18 protein-coding genes are annotated in these 19275 nt (G+C 35.1%); 8 read left to right on the forward strand and 10 right to left on the reverse strand.

Annotated features, from left to right (window positions below; translation table 11 throughout):
- Positions 1-4: 4 nt before the first annotated feature.
- Entirely contained in the window at positions 5-3190 is a 3186-nt protein-coding gene (locus Q0983_RS05765; protein WP_299550137.1) for a sensor histidine kinase, read from the reverse strand.
- Positions 3191-3307: 117 nt separating this feature from the next.
- Here Q0983_RS05765 and Q0983_RS05770 point away from each other — a divergent pair, with 117 nt between their 5' ends.
- From Q0983_RS05770 to Q0983_RS05780, 3 genes are read left to right on the forward strand one after another with little or no spacing between them, the layout of a single operon-like run.
- On the forward strand, positions 3308-3640 hold the full coding sequence (locus Q0983_RS05770) for a tRNA-binding protein (RefSeq protein ID WP_299550140.1): 333 nt from the start codon (positions 3308-3310) through the stop codon (positions 3638-3640).
- A 3-nt stretch (positions 3641-3643) separates the two neighbouring features.
- A complete protein-coding gene (locus Q0983_RS05775) occupies positions 3644-4540 on the forward strand; it encodes a bile acid:sodium symporter family protein (protein ID WP_299550143.1) in 897 nt (298 codons plus the stop codon).
- A 10-nt stretch (positions 4541-4550) separates the two neighbouring features.
- Positions 4551-5582 carry a lysophospholipid acyltransferase family protein gene (locus tag Q0983_RS05780; protein ID WP_299550145.1) on the forward strand — a complete coding sequence of 344 codons (1032 nt, stop codon included), beginning with the start codon at positions 4551-4553 and terminating at the stop codon, positions 5580-5582.
- A 49-nt stretch (positions 5583-5631) separates the two neighbouring features.
- On the opposite strand, the gene Q0983_RS05785 is transcribed toward Q0983_RS05780, so the two are convergent.
- Complete coding sequence (locus tag Q0983_RS05785; protein ID WP_299550148.1) at positions 5632-6033, reverse strand: PUR family DNA/RNA-binding protein; 402 nt, start codon at positions 6031-6033, stop codon at positions 5632-5634.
- Between the two features lie 153 nt (positions 6034-6186).
- Complete coding sequence (locus Q0983_RS05790) at positions 6187-7944, reverse strand: ABC transporter ATP-binding protein (RefSeq protein WP_299550151.1); 1758 nt, start codon at positions 7942-7944, stop codon at positions 6187-6189.
- 241 nt (positions 7945-8185) lie between these two features.
- Here Q0983_RS05790 and nusB point away from each other — a divergent pair, with 241 nt between their 5' ends.
- The 3 genes from nusB (at position 8186) to yajC (ending at position 9961) form a co-directional block, all read left to right on the forward strand.
- Positions 8186-9097 (forward strand): transcription antitermination factor NusB, encoded by a 912-nt coding sequence (gene nusB, locus Q0983_RS05795; RefSeq protein WP_299550154.1) that lies wholly within the window; start codon positions 8186-8188, stop codon positions 9095-9097.
- An 85-nt stretch (positions 9098-9182) separates the two neighbouring features.
- Positions 9183-9662, forward strand: coding sequence for a DUF1573 domain-containing protein (locus Q0983_RS05800; protein WP_299550157.1), 480 nt, complete (start codon positions 9183-9185; stop codon positions 9660-9662).
- Positions 9663-9670: 8 nt separating this feature from the next.
- On the forward strand, positions 9671-9961 hold the full coding sequence (gene yajC, locus Q0983_RS05805; protein WP_299550160.1) for a preprotein translocase subunit YajC: 291 nt from the start codon (positions 9671-9673) through the stop codon (positions 9959-9961).
- 58 nt (positions 9962-10019) lie between these two features.
- On the opposite strand, the gene cysK is transcribed toward yajC, so the two are convergent.
- The 5 genes from cysK to pepT form a co-directional block, all read right to left on the reverse strand.
- On the reverse strand, positions 10020-10931 hold the full coding sequence (gene cysK, locus Q0983_RS05810) for a cysteine synthase A (RefSeq protein WP_299550162.1): 912 nt from the start codon (positions 10929-10931) through the stop codon (positions 10020-10022).
- 26 nt (positions 10932-10957) lie between these two features.
- A complete protein-coding gene (locus tag Q0983_RS05815) occupies positions 10958-11557 on the reverse strand; it encodes a YdeI/OmpD-associated family protein (protein WP_299550164.1) in 600 nt (199 codons plus the stop codon).
- A 105-nt stretch (positions 11558-11662) separates the two neighbouring features.
- Positions 11663-12079, reverse strand: a complete 417-nt coding sequence (locus Q0983_RS05820) for a PID-CTERM protein-sorting domain-containing protein (RefSeq protein WP_299550166.1) — start codon at positions 12077-12079, stop codon at positions 11663-11665.
- 248 nt (positions 12080-12327) lie between these two features.
- Positions 12328-12702, reverse strand: coding sequence for a PID-CTERM protein-sorting domain-containing protein (locus Q0983_RS05825; RefSeq protein ID WP_299550168.1), 375 nt, complete (start codon positions 12700-12702; stop codon positions 12328-12330).
- A 169-nt stretch (positions 12703-12871) separates the two neighbouring features.
- Entirely contained in the window at positions 12872-14116 is a 1245-nt protein-coding gene (gene pepT, locus Q0983_RS05830; RefSeq protein WP_299550170.1) for a peptidase T, read from the reverse strand.
- A 123-nt stretch (positions 14117-14239) separates the two neighbouring features.
- Between pepT and Q0983_RS05835 the strand changes: the two genes are divergently transcribed.
- Positions 14240-15274: a quinone-dependent dihydroorotate dehydrogenase gene (locus Q0983_RS05835; protein WP_299550172.1), complete on the forward strand. Its 1035-nt coding sequence runs from the start codon at positions 14240-14242 to the stop codon at positions 15272-15274.
- On the opposite strand, the gene Q0983_RS05840 is transcribed toward Q0983_RS05835, so the two are convergent.
- Both Q0983_RS05840 and Q0983_RS05845 read right to left on the reverse strand, forming a co-directional pair.
- Positions 15267-17198 (reverse strand): T9SS type A sorting domain-containing protein, encoded by a 1932-nt coding sequence (locus Q0983_RS05840; RefSeq protein ID WP_299550174.1) that lies wholly within the window; start codon positions 17196-17198, stop codon positions 15267-15269. The two genes, Q0983_RS05835 and Q0983_RS05840, sit on opposite strands and share 8 nt — an antisense overlap.
- Before the next feature lie 95 nt (positions 17199-17293).
- On the reverse strand, positions 17294-18214 hold the full coding sequence (locus Q0983_RS05845; RefSeq protein ID WP_299550176.1) for a spondin domain-containing protein: 921 nt from the start codon (positions 18212-18214) through the stop codon (positions 17294-17296).
- A 94-nt stretch (positions 18215-18308) separates the two neighbouring features.
- Here Q0983_RS05845 and Q0983_RS05850 point away from each other — a divergent pair, with 94 nt between their 5' ends.
- The gene (locus tag Q0983_RS05850; protein WP_299550178.1) at positions 18309-19172 is read left to right on the forward strand and encodes a hydroxymethylglutaryl-CoA lyase; all 864 of its coding nucleotides are present in this window, start codon (positions 18309-18311) and stop codon (positions 19170-19172) included.
- Positions 19173-19275: the final 103 nt, after the last annotated feature.

Here is a 19275-nt window from a genome sequence, read left to right on the forward strand (position 1 = left end):
TAATTTACAATTCTTTTTCGATGTTAGCCTCACCCAAATGGGGTATTTTTTTTAGATGAATTTTTGTACCATCTTTAGATGATTTTACTTCTAATTCTGCATTTATACTTTTAGCCCTTTCTTTCATATTCTTTAAACCCCTGCCTTTAGATTTTTTTTCTAAATTAAACCCGATACCATCATCCGTAAGTTCTAAATTAAAATAGGTTTTGTTTATTGATACTTTTAAAAGAATGTTTTTACCCTGTGAATATTTTGAGCTATTGTTCATAGCTTCTTTAAAAATCATTATGAGATGTTTTTTAGTTTTTGGATCTATGCTTACGTTTGGTGGCACCTTATGAAAGCCACGAATACCAAAGTTGGTATTGCCATTATTGAAAATATCTTCACCATAATCTTTAAGCCTTTCCAATGAGTCATTGAGACTGTCTTTTTTAGGATCGATAATCCATAACATATCCCTAAAACCAATAGAAAGGTCTTTTACATTTTCCCTAATCTTGCCTAGCCATTTCATGGAATCTTCACTGTTATCCAAGCTCCGCTCGGCTAGCGTTAAGAACATAGATATTTTTGTAACCGAAGATCCCAATTCATCATGAAAATCTGCTGCGTTTTCTTGTCTCATAAGCTCTCTTTCCGCAATCAAAGCATTTTCCAATTTAGCTTTTTGCTCTACTTCCCTTATGCGTTTTCTAATTTTTAGTAAATAAAAGTAACGTATACTACCAAGTATTAGAAGTGCATAAATAATGTAAGCAATCGTGGATTGATAAAAAGGAGGTGAAATGGAAAGTTCTATTACAATGGGGTTTTCGGACCAATTATTCTGGTTATTGCTGCCATCTAAAATAACCTGATAATCTCCTGGGGGTAAATTATAATAAGACAATTGACCCACATGGTCTGTTTCAACCCATTTTTCCTGAACTGGTACTATTTTGTGCCTGTAGATATTGTTTTTTGGAGTGGTAAAATCCAGAACCGAATAATTAATATGAATTGAATTTTCAAAATGCTTAAGTTCAATATTTTCATAATTGGTCATTTTATCAATTAGACCAAAGTCCTTAGTGTTTTTCTTTGTGGTTCTAAAAGATGTTATTGCCATATTAAATTTGTTAAACGCTTTTACTTTTGTTTGTGGAGCAATAACACTTAACCCGTTTCTACAACCAATAAAAACATAATCTTGTTTGTCAATATAGAGCGCGTTTCTGTAAGTTATATTATCAGCTAGACCATTGTTTTTAGTGTAGTGCGTAATATTGGTCAGGCTTTTCTTTTTAGGACTGAATTTTGCTTTTATGACACCATTGGTCGTAGCAATCCATAAGTAACCTTTGCTATCCTGATTGAGTCCCAATATATATTCAGAAGGCAAACCTTCTTTACGTCCCAATTGCAGAAAAGTGTCCGTTTTAGGGTTGTACAGATTAAGGCCTTTTTGTGTACCAATCCAAAGGTTTCCCTCATGATCATTAAATACCTGTTTAATAGTGTTGTTGCTTAAAGATTCATAGTTGTTTCTTTGGCTAGTATAATTAGTAAATGTTTCTTTACTGGGACTGGATACAAGCTTGCTAACACCATAAAAAGTCCCAATCCAAAGGTTGTTGTTTCCATCAACGTCAATATCGGTAGTATATGCATTTACTAAACTGTTAGGGGTATTGGGATCAGATCCAAAGACTTCTATTTCGGTATTATCCAGTGATCCGTTTAATAGCGTAAGTTTAACTAATCCAGCATAATTACATACCCAGAATGTGTTTTGGGATGCTTCATGAATATCAAAGCTCCAATTATGTGGTAAACCGTCTAATTTGGTAAAATGTTTAAATTTTCCTGGGGCGAAATTTTCATCTAATTGGGTAACACCCAGGCTTCCTTCTGCACCAATCCATAGTCTGTTTTTACTGTCTATATATAGATTTCTTGAAAATTGTAATTGTTCGTTTTTAATATGGATATATTCTTTAGGACACTTTCCTTCTATAATATCACTTTTCTTAAATCTGTATAAATCCCCTGGTGTTGTAACCCATAGATTTCCGCCATGATCCTCTGCAATCGCGTACACACTGAGGCCGTATTTAAAGCAGTCAGGAAGATACAAAGCCGGAAAATTTATTATATCCCGCTTAAATTCTGTGAGTTTATACAAGCCATTGGTATTTGGTATCCAAATATTGTTCTTGTCGTCTTGAAAAACCGACATTGAATTTCCAGACATATTTAGCATATGGCCTTGACTACCAATTACCTGTTGTTCAATTAAGTAATCTCCTTCTACTTTATATTTTTTAAAGTAATTTTTCCAAGTTGCAATCCATATATAGTTTTCATGGTCCACCATAACCCTGTATATGTGGTGGGTGGCTGTAACAATATTTGAGTTACTGTAAAAGTTGTCAATTAAAATTCCAGAAGGTGCGCTAAAAGTTCCTTTTAGTAATCCCAGGTTGGTTTCAATCAGCAAAAATTGGCCTTGAAACTCTTTTATTCCTGAAATAATGATTTCTCTAGGATTTAGTCCGTGGGAATACGTGACATTGGTTTTTTTGAAGGACAGGAAGTCGTTTTTAGAATTGATATAAATATTGCTTCCGGAAGTTATATAAATGGTATTGTTTTTAGAACAGCTAATGCCATCAATTTTTTTTAATGGAATGGATTCATCAATTAAATTTGGGATGGCAACAGGGGTCCTATCAAATTTGTTAATATAAAAGACCCCTCCATAAGTATTTACCCAAACATTTTGGTTATTATCCGTAATAATGTTTTTTATATAATTTTCTTCATCTGTCGGTGATTTTTTTAGTTGGAAATAAGAAACCTTATTTTCCTTTACAGTATGTAACCCCTTGGGGGTACCTACCCAAATGGTTCGGTCTGAAGTTTCATTAATTGCAATTATTTTATTGTCCCTTAGCCCAGTGGTATCTTTTAATGTGGAAAAGAAAGGTTTAAAGTTTTGTCCATCAAATTTATAAAGGCCGTTATTACCGGCTATCCATAAAAAGCCATTGCTGTCTTGAATGACATCCCTAACTATCCTGGATGGTAGTCCGGTATCGTCCGCATACCTTGTAACCTCATATATATGCTGGGCGTATAAACTATGGTGGAAAGAAATAAATCCCAATAGTAAAATATAAAAAAATGCATTTCCAAAATTCATATGAAGTAAAATTTCTTTTACCTTTTAAAATTAGCTATTTATATTCCAATTTCTATAAGCCTTTTGAGGTATTGTTAAGTAGCGTGCTTAATTTCTTTTTTTTATATTTAAAGATTAATGAAAACTATAGTATTCGAAGATTTTACAAAAATTGATTTAAGAGTAGGAACCATTATTGAAGTTAATGACTTTCCGGAAGCCAGAAATCCTGCTTACCAACTAACCATAGATTTTGGAGATTTAGGAGTAAAAAAGTCTTCAGCTCAAATTACAACGCTATATAAAAAAGAAGATTTATTACACAGGCAAATAGTGGCAATTATAAACTTTCCCAAAAAACAAATAGCCAGATTTATGAGTGAATGTTTGGTTTTGGGAGCCGTCAATGGTAAAGATATTATTCTCCTAAACCCTGAAAATAAAGTAAAAAACGGGAGCGTTGTGGCTTAATGTATGCAGGAACTCGATTCGGTAAAAATAAATTTTGACAATAGTGGGCTGTGGGTGCTAAATATTGCCTTAGCCGTAGTCATGTTTGGAGTAGCATTAGGCATTACTCTAAACGATTTTAAAAACCTGTTAAAACAACCCAAACTGGTTTTAGTCGGTGTTTTGTCTCAATTCATTTTTTTACCCTTAGTCACTTTTTTAGTGGTCATACTTATAAAACCGCAACCTAGTATTGCTTTGGGCATGATCATGGTGGCCGCTTGTCCCGGAGGCAATATTTCCAATTTTATGACGCATTTGGCGAAAGGAAACACGGCCTTATCAATTAGTTTAACAGCCTTTGCAACTTTTTTTGCTATTTTCATGACACCGTTTAATTTCCAGTTTTATGGAAGTTTATACCAACCTACAGCTCAACTATTAAAAGAAGTTGAATTGAATCCGTTTGAGCTAATAAAGTTGGTAACTCTAATTCTGGGTATTCCATTGTTTTTTGGTATGCTTGTAAGGCGTTACAATGAAAAATTAGCTTTAAAGCTTGCTAAAATTTTAAGGCCACTGTCCATTTTTATTTTTGGAGCCATAATTGTGATAGCGTTCTCTAACAATATAGATGTTTTTAATGCCTATATTCATCATGTATTACTGTTGGGGATCTCTCACAATATAGTGGCCATTTTTTTAGGGTTAGTTGTGGCTAAAGTATCGAGATTGTCATTTAAAAACCAAAAAACTATTGCTATAGAAACGGGGATTCAAAACTCCGGATTAGGTTTGTTACTTATTTTTACGTTTTTTAATGGTTTGGGAGGTATGGCCATTTTAGCTGCTTTCTGGGGTATTTGGCATATTATTTCAGGATTGCTTTTGGCGTTTTACTGGTCTAACAAACAAGATTGACTTATCGAATTTGAAAAAACTTTGGTTACATAGCGTACGTACCTATTTAAGGCTGGGAATGTTTTTTTACTTTAAAAAAGTAGTCATTCACCATATTGAAAATGTTCCTAAAGATAAACCGGTGTTGTTTTTGGGAAACCACCAAAACGCCCTTTTAGATGCCCTTTTAATTGCTGTTTACGGACCCAGATTTTCTTTTTTTCTTACCAGGGCAGCGGTGTTTAAAAAGAAGTTTGTAAGTAAGTTATTGAAGAGTTTGCAAATGCTTCCGGTGTATAGAATTAGAGATGGATGGAATAATTTAACAAACAACAATGCCATTTTTGAAACCTGCTCGGAATTATTGAAAGACGGAGAGGCTATTGTCATTTTTCCGGAAGGGAACCACAATTTGGCAAGACGTGTAAGGCCGCTTAGTAAAGGCTTTACAAGAATAGTCTTTGATACTTTAAACAAATATCCTGATATGGATTTGCAATTGGTTCCCGTTGGGTTAAATTATAAGAATGCCCTTGGTTTTCCAGATAGTACTGCTATGTTTTTTGGAAAACCCATAGCAGCGAAGCGCTTTGTTTCCGAACGTAAAACCGAAGGAGTTATTAAGCTGAAAGAAAGCATTCAATCGGAGTTAATGAAATTGACAACTCATATTCCACAGGAGCACTATCAGAATGATTTAAAACGATTATTGGCATTACAAGTTGATTTTTTAAAGCCTCAGGATGTTAATACATGTATTAAAAGCGGATTTACTAATTGTGAGCAAAAAGCGAAGTCCAATATAAATGGTTTAAGAACGCTTTTTAAAGGATTACTTATTTTCAATTTGATCTTACCTTATACCATATGGAAACTAATCATTGAACCAAAAATAACGGAATTGGAGTTTAAATCGACATTTCGATTTACTGTGGCCTTAACCCTGGTGCCTTTTTGGGTTTTATTGCTAACCTTTGTCCTGTTAGCCTATTTTGGCTGGTTTATAGCTTTGGGATACTTTAGTCTAACTTTAGTTTTGGCACTTTTAGCAATTAAATTATAATAAAAAAGCCGCTATAGAATAGCGGCTTTTGATAATTTCCTTATGAACACTATATATCGTCAAAGTCAACATCAGTAAAACTCTCGGTAGTTTTTAAAGTGTCTTCTGTTTCAGATTTGGCACTGGTATACTCTTCACTATTATTATGTTCCTTCTTGAAATCTTTTTGGTGACGTTCACTAATGACTTCATCTCCTCTCTGATCAATAATATAGTCAGTCATTTCCGCTAAAATATCTTTAAACTCAGCAAAGTCTTCTTTATAGATATATATTTTATGTTTTTTATAGTGGAATGATCCATCATCATTTGTAAACTTTTTACTTTCGGTAATCGTTAAGTAATAATCATCTGCTTTGGTAGCTCTTACGTCAAAAAAATAGGTGCGTCTTCCGGCCCTCAGTACCTTAGAAAATATCTCTTCTCTCTCCATCATATCATTGTTATTCATAGTTAAATAAATATTTATTTGAATTATCGTTTGTGTATCAAAAATCTAAAAAAAACAGTTACTAACCAACAAATTATGAAGTTTCTTTTTTAAATGTTCTTTTTTGTTGCATATATTTAAAAATTTTGAACAGATAAATAATTGATACAGAGTTTATTTTGAAGTGGTTTCACTGATTTGTTTCAGGTACAAATGTTTGTAGTAACCATCTGTGTTTATAAGTGTTTCGTGTGTTCCCTCCTGTACTATTTTGCCTCCATCCAATACAATAATTTTATCGGCATTTTTAGCCGATGATACTCTGTGGCTCACAATGATCGAGGTTTTGCCTTTTGAGATTTTTTCAAGGTTTTTTAAGATTTTCTCTTCAGTTTCAGTATCTACAGCCGAAAGACAATCATCAAATAATAATATTTTTGGCGATTTTATAATAGCCCTGGCAATAGAAACACGTTGCTTTTGTCCGCCCGAAAGGGTGATGCCACGCTCACCTAAAACAGTTTCATAGCCATTATTGAATTTTACAATATTCTTATGTACCTGAGCGTTTTTGGCTGCTTGAATGACTTCGTCATCGGTAGCGTCTTCTTTACCAAATTTGATATTGTTCTTTATAGTGTCTGAGAATAGAAAAGCATCCTGAGGCACGTAACCAATACTGTCTCTTAAATTGTATAAATTATGATCTTTAATTTTGGTATCATTAACCAAAATAGTGCCCTCATCTATATCGTAAAGCCTTCCTATCAGATCTAAAACAGTTGATTTTCCTGAGCCTGTTTTCCCTAAAATAGCAAGTGTTTCACCTTCTTTTATATAAAAACTTATGCCTTTTAAAGCTTGGATATTGGTGTCATCATAAGTGAACGATACATTATTAAAGGCAATATCACCGCTAATTTCTGTTGAAATGTCAACGGTATTTTTAATTTCAGGTTCAATCTTTAAAAACTCATTGATACGCTTTTGCGACGCTTCTGCCTGTTGCACAATAGACGTTACCCAGCCAACTGTGGCAACCGGCCAGGTGAGCATATTGACGTAAATGATAAATTCCGCAATGGTGCCCAAACTTTCAATTTCGCCATTTATATATTGCATACCACCAATGTAGATGACCAATAAGTTACTGGTGCCTATCAGTAAAATCATCATGGGAAAAAACCAGGCCTGTACTTTGGCAAGATTAACTTGTTTATCTTTACTTTCATTGGCAAGTGATGTAAAGCTTGATGCTGTTTGAGGTTCAATACCATAAGCCTTTATAACTGAAATGCCACTGAATGATTCCTGTGTAAACGTTGATAGTTTAGACAAATATTCCTGTACTATGGTACTTCTTTTATGAATTTCCTTGCTCAGTTTATATATAATGACTGAGAGTATGGGAAGCGGCAAAATAGTATAAAGGGTCAGGGTAGGAGCGGCTTTAAACATATAAATTAGTGCCACAACAAACAGTGCTACAGTATTGATACTGTACATAATGGCCGGACCTGCATACATGCGTACTCTGCCTACGTCTTCAGTAATGCGGTTCATTAAATCACCGGTTCTGTTTTTCTTATAGAAGTTTAAAGACAATCGCTGGTATTGCTCATAAATCTCATTTTTTAAGTCAAACTCAATATAACGTGATACATTAATAATGGTTTGTCTCATAAAAAAAGTAAGTACCGCAGCAATCAAAGCGGCTCCAATGATCCAGAGAATGGCAATGGCTAATTCAGATTTAAAAACATCTTTTGTAATAGCGTCATTGGCAAATCGTTCAATGGCAACAAAGATCTTTTTTACATATCTGGGGGTATAAAGCAAAAATATTCTGGCAGCAACGGTAATGATGCTACCTAATATAAGGTGTGTTTTATACTTTAAAAAATATTTATTTAAATGCTGTAGTTCTTTCATTTAAAACCAAATCAACAAGAAAACAAATATAACGTATATAAAACTATAATTAGCTTTAAAGCGGCTTAGTAATTGTTAAAAATATTCTAAAGTTATGTTGACAATAATATAAGATTGAAAATAGAGTTCCTTTTTAAAATAATATTATTTTTGCAGCGTAAAAAGCAGTAAATGTTTTACTCTATTTTAATTTAAGTTCTTTGTAATTATGCTAAACAGGAGACATATTCGTGTAAAAGTAATGCAGACTTTATATAGCTATAAAGGAAGTGAAAGTGATGATTTTAGTAAAGATCAAAAGTTTTTATTGTTTAGTATAAGTAATATGTACAATCTTTATCTTTTATTAATCTCATTACTTCTGGAGGTTAGAAAAAGAGCTGAAAAAGATTTGCTAAAGAAGCAGCAAAAACATCTTGCCACTGCTGAGGACAGAGACCCTAACAGAAAGTTTATAAACAATCAATTGCTTCAACTTTTAAGTAACAATTTAGAGTTGAAGCACCAGTTGGAATCTCATAAAATAAACAATTGGGAACTTGATAACGAATACGTTGATGTCATCTTTAAAGCGGTAAGGTCCAGTGAATTATATAAGGACTATATGCAAACGAGGGTTTCTGATTTTAAAGAGGATAAGCAATTTGTTATAGATATGTTCAAAGAGATTATTGCACCAAACGACAAGCTTTACGAATATATTGAAGACAAAAACCTGACCTGGCTAGATGACCTTCCAACCGTTAATACTACCATTTTAAAGCTTTTAAGAAAAGCTAAAGCAAATTCGGACCCATCTCATTTTGTGCCTAAACTCTATAAAGAAGATGAAGACAAACAATTTGCGATAGACCTGTTTAAGAAAACCTTATTGAACAGATCTGCCCTGAACAAGGAAATTGATAAAAAAACCAAAAATTGGGATGCCGACAGGATTGCAGATGTTGACTATACTTTGCTTCAAATGGCCATTTGTGAGTTGCAAAAGTTTTCGTCTATACCCGTGAAAGTGACCATTAATGAATACTTGGAAATTGCCAAAGAATATTCAACGCCAAAAAGCAGCATTTTTATTAATGGTATTTTAGATAAACTGGTAAAAGAATACAATGATTCCGGAGCCTTGAATAAAATAGGCAGAGGTTTGTTATAATTTCTTGTTAAGTTGTTTTTGAAAAGTTTTTAATCGGTTAAATAATTATTACTTTTACTGCGATTAATAGATAAATAGATTTAAAATGAAGAAAATATTTTTAGGTTTAAGTGCTTTATGCCTGATTGTCTTTACTTCTTGTAAAGAAAATGCAGCTAAAAAGATTGATGAAAAAAATATAGCAGCTGCCGCTGAAAGAGATGCTAAAGCATCTAAGTTTCCTGTAATTGAGTTTGATAAAACCGAGCACGATTTTGGTGAGATAGAAAAAGGAACCAAAGTATCTACGGTATTTAAATATAAAAATGTTGGAGATGCCCCCTTAGTGATAACTGAAATTAAAAGCTCTTGCGGTTGTACAGTTCCCCAGGATTGGAGCAGGGAGCCATTGGCTTCTGGTGGTTCCGGAGAGTTTACAGTAACGTTTAATGGCAGTGGTACTAACAAAGTTTCAAAAACCATTACAGTTACCGCTAATACTGAAAAAGGAAAAGAAACTGTTAAAATAACGGCATTTGTAAAAGATCCAAATGCTATTAAACCAGCTGTTAACCCGGCACAATAAATTATATAATGGGAGAAGGAGGAATCGGGGCATTTATGCCATTTATTTTAATGTTTGTGGTAGTGTATTTCTTTATGATTGCACCACAGATGAAACGCGCTAAAAAGGAAAAGAAATTCGCTGCAGAACTTAAAAAGGGAGACAGGGTCATTACCAAGAGCGGTTTGCACGGAAAAATTTTAGAACTCAATGACAAAGACGGTACCTGTATTATGGAGACTATGTCAGGCAAGTTAAAATTAGAGCGTTCTGCTATTTCCATGGAAATGAGCAATAAGTTAAATGCACCTGCAAAATAAAGGCAAAACCTATATTTTATAAAAAAAGGCTTCCAAACGGAAGCCTTTTTTACGGTTTTTAATCTAATAAATCTTCAACGGAAAGATACCGCTCGCCAGTGTCATAGTTCATTGTTAAAATGGTTCCGTTAACATTACCCACAGACAGGTGTTTTCTAACCGAGGCCAGAGAGGCTCCGGTAGAAATTCCAACCAAAATCCCTTCTGTTTTGGCTATGTTCTTAACTTCTTCAAAAGCCTCTTCTTTGGTGATCTTATATACGCCATCAATGATATCAATGTTGAACACCTCCGGAACAAACCCCGGGCCGATACCCTGTAAAGGATGTGGGCCCGGTTCTTCACCGGATATTACGGCAGAATCAGACGGTTCTACAGCATATACTTTTAAATGGAGAAATTTCTCTTTCAGGACTTCAGCCATTCCGGTAATATGTCCTCCGGTACCGACACCAGTAATTAAATAATCTATACCTTCAGGAAAGTCATTTGTAATTTCCAGGGCCGTAGTCTTTCTGTGTATTTCCGGATTTGCCTGATTTGTAAATTGAGAGGGCATCCAGGCCTTATCATTGTTTGCAACTAATTCATCAGCCTTGGCTAAAGTGCCTCCCAGGCCTTCTTCTTTTGGGGTAAGAACAAGATTTGCACCATAGGCAGCCATTAGGGAACGGCGCTCAACAGACATAGATTCCGGCATTACCAAAGTAAGCTTATAACCTTTTACAGCAGCTACCATGGCCAGGCCAATACCCGTATTTCCCGAAGTGGGCTCTATAATTTCGGTATCTTTTGTAAGGATGTTTCTTTTTTCGGCATCTTCAATCATAGCCATGGCTATTCTATCTTTAATGCTACCGCCTGGGTTTGCTTTTTCAAGTTTCATCCAAACATTTGCATTCGGAAATAACTTATTTAACTTTACAACAGGGGTGTTACCTATACTTTCCAGGATATTATTGAATTTCATAAATTATGGTTGGTTATTGGTTAGTTTTAGCAGTTTTTGTATTTATCATGTAAACCAACACCTTGTAAAATCATGGGTGTGATTTTTTCTAAACGGTTTTGTTTGGTGGCCTCCCGTTTGGCAGTTTGGATGTATTCACAATACTCACGTTGTTTATAAGGGGTTAAAGACTCGAAACGGTCTTTTAACTCTTTATGTGTTTCAAACAAATTATTTAATTCATCAGGGATAACAGTTTCCTTTTTAGTTCTGTCCGGTTTAACCTCCTTGCCTAGTTTCTGGTTCTCAATGGCTTCTTTTATATATTGAAGCACAATGTTTTTATCCACGTCATCTATGGAAGCAAAGTTGAGTTGACGCATGGCCTTGGTTTTTCCTTCTTGCGCATTTCTAAGTAATTTATGCTCATCTTTAAGAAAGACCCCGTTAAAAAACCAAAGCCCAAAATGTTCTTTAAAGGCGCCTATACCACAGACATTTTTTCCATTTATGGTATAGGTTGGAATACTCCATTTAAGTGTCTCTTCCAATTCAGTTGATATTAATAGGGATCTTAAGAGCGAAAGGGCTTCAGACCATTTTGAATTAATCTCTATGTATTCTTCTACGGAACTTACTTTTTTCATGTCATAGTTTTAATCGTGGTACTAAAGTTATGAACTTAACTTTTTAAACAAAAAAAATAAGGCTCAATATTTGAGCCTTATTTTAATATTATAAAAAGAACATTTTTATTTTTTGCCTCTTAACTTTTTAACTCCAAATGCAGCAGCCCCCAATAATAAAATACCTAAACCACCATCTAATGGGATGGAGTCTGTCCTATTTCTCTTCCTCTTTTCGGGTAAGTTGTTTTCGTTGTTGTTGTCCCATGCATTCTTCCAAAATTTCTTCCACCATTTTCTGTTTTTGCGCTTGACTTCGTCTTTGTTTTTGTTGTCTTTCCACCATTTCTTCCACCATTCGGACCAGCTATTTGTTAAAGCATATGTATGAGTTGAAGCAGTGATGGTGCTTAAAGGAACATGGTTTAATTTGATTGAGTTTGTACTGGCTGAAGCAGTATTGGTGTTACCACATAAGATAAAAACAAATACTATGGTAACCATTCTAAACGTTTTAACGAAAATATTACCCTTGATTTTCATTTGTAAATTGATTTAATGGATTAATAGCTATTCAAAAATATAAAACATACCCTGCCAAAAGATTTTTAGGGAACAGAACGTTAGTTCTGTTTGTCTCTATAGTTATTGAATTTTGTCTGTAAAATTCAATAATAACAATATTGTCTTGATTTTTAGTTTTTTGTGTTTATAAAAAAACTCTTTTCCAGAATGAGCCTTTTTATTTGATGGCAATTAGTAAGAACTAAAATGTATTTATTATTAAAAGCTTATTTTCGGTTTCTAAGTTTTCTAACTCCAAAAGCCGTTGCACCTAATAATAAAATACCTAGACCACCATCTAATGGGATAGAGTCTGTCCCCTTTTTCTTCTTGTTCTTGTTCTTGTTCTTCTTCTTATCCTTGTTCTTCTTGTTCTTCTTCTTCTTATCCTTGTTCTTCTTGTTCTTCTTCTTCTTGTTTCCGAACCAATCCCAAAATGTTAGAGCATACGTATGACTGGAAGCAGTCATGGTACTTAGAGGAAGATTGTTTAATGAGTTTGAACTGGCCGAAGCGGCATTTGCGTTGCCACAAAGTATAAATACTAATACTATGGCAATAATTTTAAATGTTTTAACGAAAACATTACCCTTGATTTTCATTTGTAAATTGATTTAATGGATTAATAGCTTATCCAAAAATATATAAAACATATCCTACAAAATATTTTTTTCGATTAAAACACAATTTTCCACGCTAAAAATTTTATGGAAATTTAAATTGGAAATTTGCCGAAAATTTTGGCTTTTTATCGAGGGTAAAATAAGCTAATTAAGCTTCTTTTTGTAATGCAGCCAGTTCAACAATCTTACAAATGACCTCGGTAGCTTTGATCATACTTTCCACAGGAACATATTCATAACGTCCGTGAAAATTATGTCCGCCAGCAAAAATATTAGGACATGGTAACCCCATATAACTTAATTGAGACCCGTCGGTTCCACCTCGAATAGCCTTAATTAAAGGTGTAATACCCAAGGCTTTCATAGCTTCCTCGGCAATGTCAACAATATGCATCACGGGTTCTACTTTTTCTTTCATATTAAAATACTGGTCTTTTATTGTGGCAGTAACCGTCTCATTTCCATATTGCAAGTTTAGTTCGTCGGTTAGCTTTTGCATCACGTCTTTTCTGGCTTCAAAGTGGCGACGATCATGGTCACGAATGATATATTCTAAAACCGTTTCCTCAACGGCCCCTTTCATATTATGTAAATGAAAGAACCCCTGATAGCCTTCGGTATGCTCCGGTGTTTCCATTCTGGGTAATGAGTTTATAAACTCAGTTGCTATATACATGGAATTTATCATTTTGCCTTTGGCATATCCGGGATGTACTATTTTGCCTTTAATTTTAACAACAGCCGATGCCGCATTGAAGTTTTCATACTCCAATTCACCAATTTGACTTCCATCCATGGTATAAGCCCAGTCTGCCCCAAATTTTTTAACATCAAACTTATGAGCGCCTCTGCCAATTTCTTCATCCGGTGTGAAACCGACTCTGATCTTGCCATGTTTGATCTCAGGATTATTGATCAGGTATTCCATGGCTGAAACAATCTCACAAATACCTGCTTTATCGTCGGCTCCTAAAAGTGTGGTACCGTCCGTTGTAATAAGCGTTTGCCCTATGTAAAGCCGAAGATCTTCGAAGTAATCCGGAGATAATACAATACGTTCTTTTTTATTAAGCAAAATGTCACCACCCAGATAGTTTTCATGAATTTGTGGTTTAACATTAGCACCGGTGAAATCCGGGGAGGTATCAAAATGTGCAATAAACCCAATGGTTGGTACATCATGATCAACATTGCTTGGCAAGGTTGCCATGATATAAGCATTCTCATCAATATTAACATCCTGCATCCCTATAACTTTTAGTTCTTCGGCCAGCTTATTGGCCAGGTCCCATTGTTTTGCCGTACTGGGCGTTGTTTCAGAATGCGGATCAGATTCCGTATCAATAGTCACATAACTTATAAATCGTTTGATGATATGGTCTTTTGAAATCATTTTTTGAATGAAATTAGTGTGTTAAGAATGCGATAAAAAGTACCCCAGGTAGGGCTAACCAAAAGTACAATTATTAATTTTTTATTTAGATTATTTCGGAGTATTTTTGCACAAATAAAACAGATGTATAAACTACTGCTTCGCCCTATTTTCTTTTTATTCGATCCTGAAAAAATACATCATTTTACGTTTTCTTTAATAAAATTCACCTCTAAACTACCTGGTTTATCATCGTTATTAAAAGGTTTGTATACCATTGAAGATAAACGCCTGGAACGCCATGTATTGGGACTTACTTTTAAAAATCCGGTGGGATTGGCGGCAGGGTTTGATAAAAATGCGGTGTTGTACAATGAGTTGGCCAATTTTGGATTTGGCTTTATAGAGATAGGCACAGTAACGCCTAAAGGACAACCCGGAAATCCTAAGAAACGTTTATTCAGGCTTAAAGACGACCATGGCATTATCAACCGAATGGGGTTTAATAACGAAGGGCTGGAGGCTGCCATTGAGCAACTTAAGAAAAATAAAGGAAAGCTTATCATTGGAGGAAATATTGGGAAAAATACTGAGACAAAGCCAGAAGATTATACGGCAGATTATTTAAAGTGTTTTAAAGCTTTGCATCCTTATGTTGATTATTTTGTATTAAATGTAAGTTGTCCTAATGTAGGGAGTCATGCCAAGTTAAATGACAAAGATTATCTTGAAGAATTGATTAATGAGGTTCAAAATGCCAATGCTGGTTTTGAAAAGCAAAAACCAGTACTTTTAAAGATTGCCCCGGACTTAAATGATGGCCAGTTAGATGAGATAGCAGACCTTATAAAAGACACTAACCTCGATGGTGTTATAGCCAGTAATACATCGGTTGACAGAGCCGGTTTAAAAGCTTCTGAAGAACAATTGGAAGCCATTGGAAATGGAGGTTTAAGCGGACAACCCATTAAAGATAAGAGTACCAGGGTGATTAAACATTTGGCAGATAAAAGTAATAAGGCTTTCCCGATCATTGGTGTTGGCGGCATTCATTCTGCTAAAGATGCTCTGGAAAAAATTGAAGCAGGAGCCGATTTGGTTCAAATCTATACAGGGTTTATCTATGAAGGCCCCAAATTGATTAAAAGTATTAATAAAGCTATTCTTAAAACTACCTAATAAACCGTTTAGTTACTTTAGAATTTTTACCGGTTATAGTTAACAAGTAAGTACCACTGGCTAAATCACTAACATTGATAGGTCGCGCTGTAACCTCGCCTGATGAAAAGGTTTGCCCAACCAAATTAGAAATCTCATAGACCAGGTGGTCTTTGTTTTCATCTGTAGTTTTTACAAACAATAAATCGTCCTTTACCGGATTGGGGTACAATCTGACGGTTTCGTCAGATATAGGGACACTTATAGTTTTTAAGAAAACGGCATCAATAGCAATATCGCCATCCCAACCAGGCCCTTTAATGGCTCTGAATCTTATATTAATAGTTTCACCGGTGTAAGATGACAAATCAATATTTTTAGTCAGGAAAGCTTCTGTTTGCTGCTGTTGTTGGCTGCCAATAAGTGGCGGAATGACATCTAATATAAACCCTGACGCTGTTTTAACATCAACATGTAATTCTCCAATATTTTCTCCAAACATATGGTAAGCAAATTCAATTTCGGAATTTTCATAAACAACATCAATGCAGGGCGAAATGAATTCAGCGACATCTCCCGGGTTTCCTTCAGAAGCTTCAGCATAAATATACTTTCCTAAAACACCATCTTCTGTATGGTCATTCAAAGGTCCTGTGTTTTCCGATGGGGTTTCCCCATGATTTACTAACCAATTATAACCGGTTTTAGAGATATCATTCGTTGTCCAGCCATGGTCTCCGGCTATTTCAAAATCATTAAAGTTCTCATCAAATAAAGCGTCTGTTGTAACGCCAACCTTTATAAGCCCGGAATAGGTCTTACTAATGGTATTTGAATTATCAGATACAGTTAATGTCACATCATAAACTCCGGAATTAAACGTATGGGTTGGGCTTGGGGCTGTATAATCCGTGATACCATCAGAATCCATATCCCATTCCCAATTCATGATGCCGGAACAGGCACTACTGAAATTTACTGTCAGGTTGTTTTCACAGGTCTGGCTTATATCAACACTAAAATCGGCATGAAAAGAAGGGCATGACAAATAGTGTTTTTGGGTCATGTAAAAGGCATACATTCTTGCCAGTTGTTGGTCGGAAAAATGCGATCTGCAAGCTTTTAACGAATAAGACATGATATTGCCGGTATCCGGGGTAAATGCATGCCCATGAGCATCAGTAACTGTGCCTGTGTATTCACAAAAATTATTAACATTTTCATGAGAAAGTTGTGGGTCCGCAGGTGTGTCACAAATACCATCGCCGTCGGTATCACAATTACTGCCGTCAACTAATTCCGTTGTTAAAGTATCATTATCAGGTCCATGCGTGTGCAATAATGAGAAAACATGCCCCATTTCATGAGCTAAAGAAGACACGTTGGTAGCACAATCATTTTTTACAACAATAAAGTCCTTGGTTCTTTCATTGTTACTATAACCGCAAATACTCTCGTCAGAATCATTTTCCAGGTATTCCGTAAAATAAATGTTTATTACCCCTGAAACATTGTTTTCCTCAATTAACGGTGCTTCGTTACCCTTTCTAAAATGACACAAGGCATCATCATCAATATAATTAATAGCGCCGCAAAGAAAGAATTCCAGGTTGGAGCCCGTAAAAGATTGATTTAAGTTTTCGATAGCTTTATCCAAATCTGATTCAGATAAACCACCGCTTCCGTTTGAGTACCTTATAATGTGGGCTTTAATGGGAATAGCATTAACCATTTTGGTAGGCACATCATTTTTATTGAACTTATTGGATAGAAATTTTTGTTCAACAGGAAATAATTGCGGTTTAATATCATTAAAGAACGTTAGTTGTTCTGAAGAAAACTGAGTACCACAATGCGCATCGTTATTTTGAGAGGGAAGTAAGCCTATTGACGATAAAAATATCGAAACGAAAATATATATAAACCTACTAATAAAGAATTTCATTGGGGCGAAACGTTTGCCCAAATGTATATCTTATAGCAAAGGCTAGCTAATAAAAACGTTTAAGCGTAGGATTTTATGGGTATATTAAAATTTAGCTACTTTATAATGAGTTTTTTAGTAAGACTTTCATCGTTAATAGCATTTATTTTTAATAAATAAATACCGGAATTTAAAGATGATATATCTAATTGAAAGTCGGAAACATTATTTCTAACCGGGAAAATTTTACTGCGCTTTCCAATGGCATTATATATCTCAATAGTTCTTAATTGAATGTTCTTTGAGTTAGAAATAATGATATGGTCCCTGGCCGGATTAGGGTAAAATGATAATTGCCCCAGACGGCTATCTATAGTATTTAAAACCGATTTCAAGGTTATTGTGATAGTTCCTATTTTTTTCTCATTAAATGGTGTAGTGTTAGAACGACTGGTAATAACGCCTTGTGGTGTTGTAGCCGGGTTACTTAAAGAATACCCGGTGCCATCTTCGGTTCCTGCATCATAGGGAAATAGATCTATAGTTACCGAATTTACCCAGGAGCCTCCATTTCTTAAATCATAACTGTTTATTGCTATAAACCAATCCGGGCTTGGAGCAATCATTGAAGCCAGCGTTAACAATGGATAATTTTCGCTTACTTGTAGGTCACTAATGGATATGGTGCCTTTTCCGGAACCTAAGCCACCGCCATTTATAAATTGGTCGGCATCAGCATTTGAAGTAACTTCAGTCTGAAACGTTCCATAAGCACCGGTTTCGGCAACAGATTCAATGCCCGGTGTAGCTGCTTGCCCCATTTCCAAAAAAGTGTTTGCTGTAGCATGCGTGGCCCCCACTAAAGAGGACCAATGGGCACCTCCGGGTAAATCTATAGTGCTACAACCATTTGTGGGGTCATTAGTGGTTGAATCCCAAATACTTTCAAAAACAATATCATAAGTGGCCACACTTTGACTGAATAATAAGGGAGAACATAAAATGGTAAGTATGAATAAAGAAGTAATTTTTTTCATGGTAGATTTTAGTTGATGTTTATTTTTATGTCATGATAATTGTAATTGCCTTACAAAAATTAATAGTATTTTTATCCTTGAAATAGATCAGTGCATGCCTGAAAAAATTAAAATCATTGAGTGCCCACGGGATGCCATGCAAGGCATAAAACAGTTTATTCCAACGGAACAAAAGGTACAGTACATTCAGGCTTTATTGCGTGTTGGTTTTGATACGATTGATTTTGGAAGTTTTGTATCGCCAAAAGCCATTCCTCAAATGGTAGATACGGCCGAAGTACTGGGGCAATTGGATCTAAGTAAGACCAGTAGTAAATTATTGGCTATAGTAGCTAATGTTCGGGGTGCACAAAATGCCTGTTTGCATCCTGAAATTAATTATCTAGGGTATCCGTTTTCTATTTCGGAGAACTTTCAAATGCGTAATACCCATAAAACCATTGCACAGTCGGTAGATATTTTGAAAGCTATTCTAGAGTTGGCCGATAGCTCTAATAAAGAGGTTGTGGTCTATATTTCTATGGGATTTGGAAATCCGTACGGTGATCCGTGGAATGTTGACATTGTAGGAGCGTGGACCGAACGGTTGCATGAAATGGGGGTTAAAATTTTATCCTTAAGCGATACCATTGGGAGTTCCACTCCGGAAAGTATTACCTATTTATTTTCAAACTTGATTCCTAAGTACCCCAACATAGAATTTGGGGCACATTTACATACAACACCCAGTACCTGGTTCGAAAAAGTGGAGGCTGCTTTTTTAGCCGGTTGTAAACGTTTTGACGGCGCCATTCAGGGTTTTGGTGGTTGTCCTATGGCAAAAGACGAACTTACAGGTAATATGCCCACAGAAAAGCTCCTTTCATATTTTACTTCAAAGCAGCTTAATAGCTTAAATGCACTTAGTTTTGAAAGTGCTTTTAACGAAGCTTCCAAAATTTTTAATAACTACTATTAGAAAATAAAGAATTTCCTAGAATGAGCATTCCCCAAGGAAGAGCCTCAGGGAATGCTTTTTGATTAAAAGCGCTATTAAAATAAATAGCACTTTAATATTTCTA

This window comes from Seonamhaeicola sp., assembly GCF_028281565.1.
In the GTDB taxonomy this organism is placed as follows: Bacteria; Bacteroidota; Bacteroidia; order Flavobacteriales; family Flavobacteriaceae; genus Seonamhaeicola.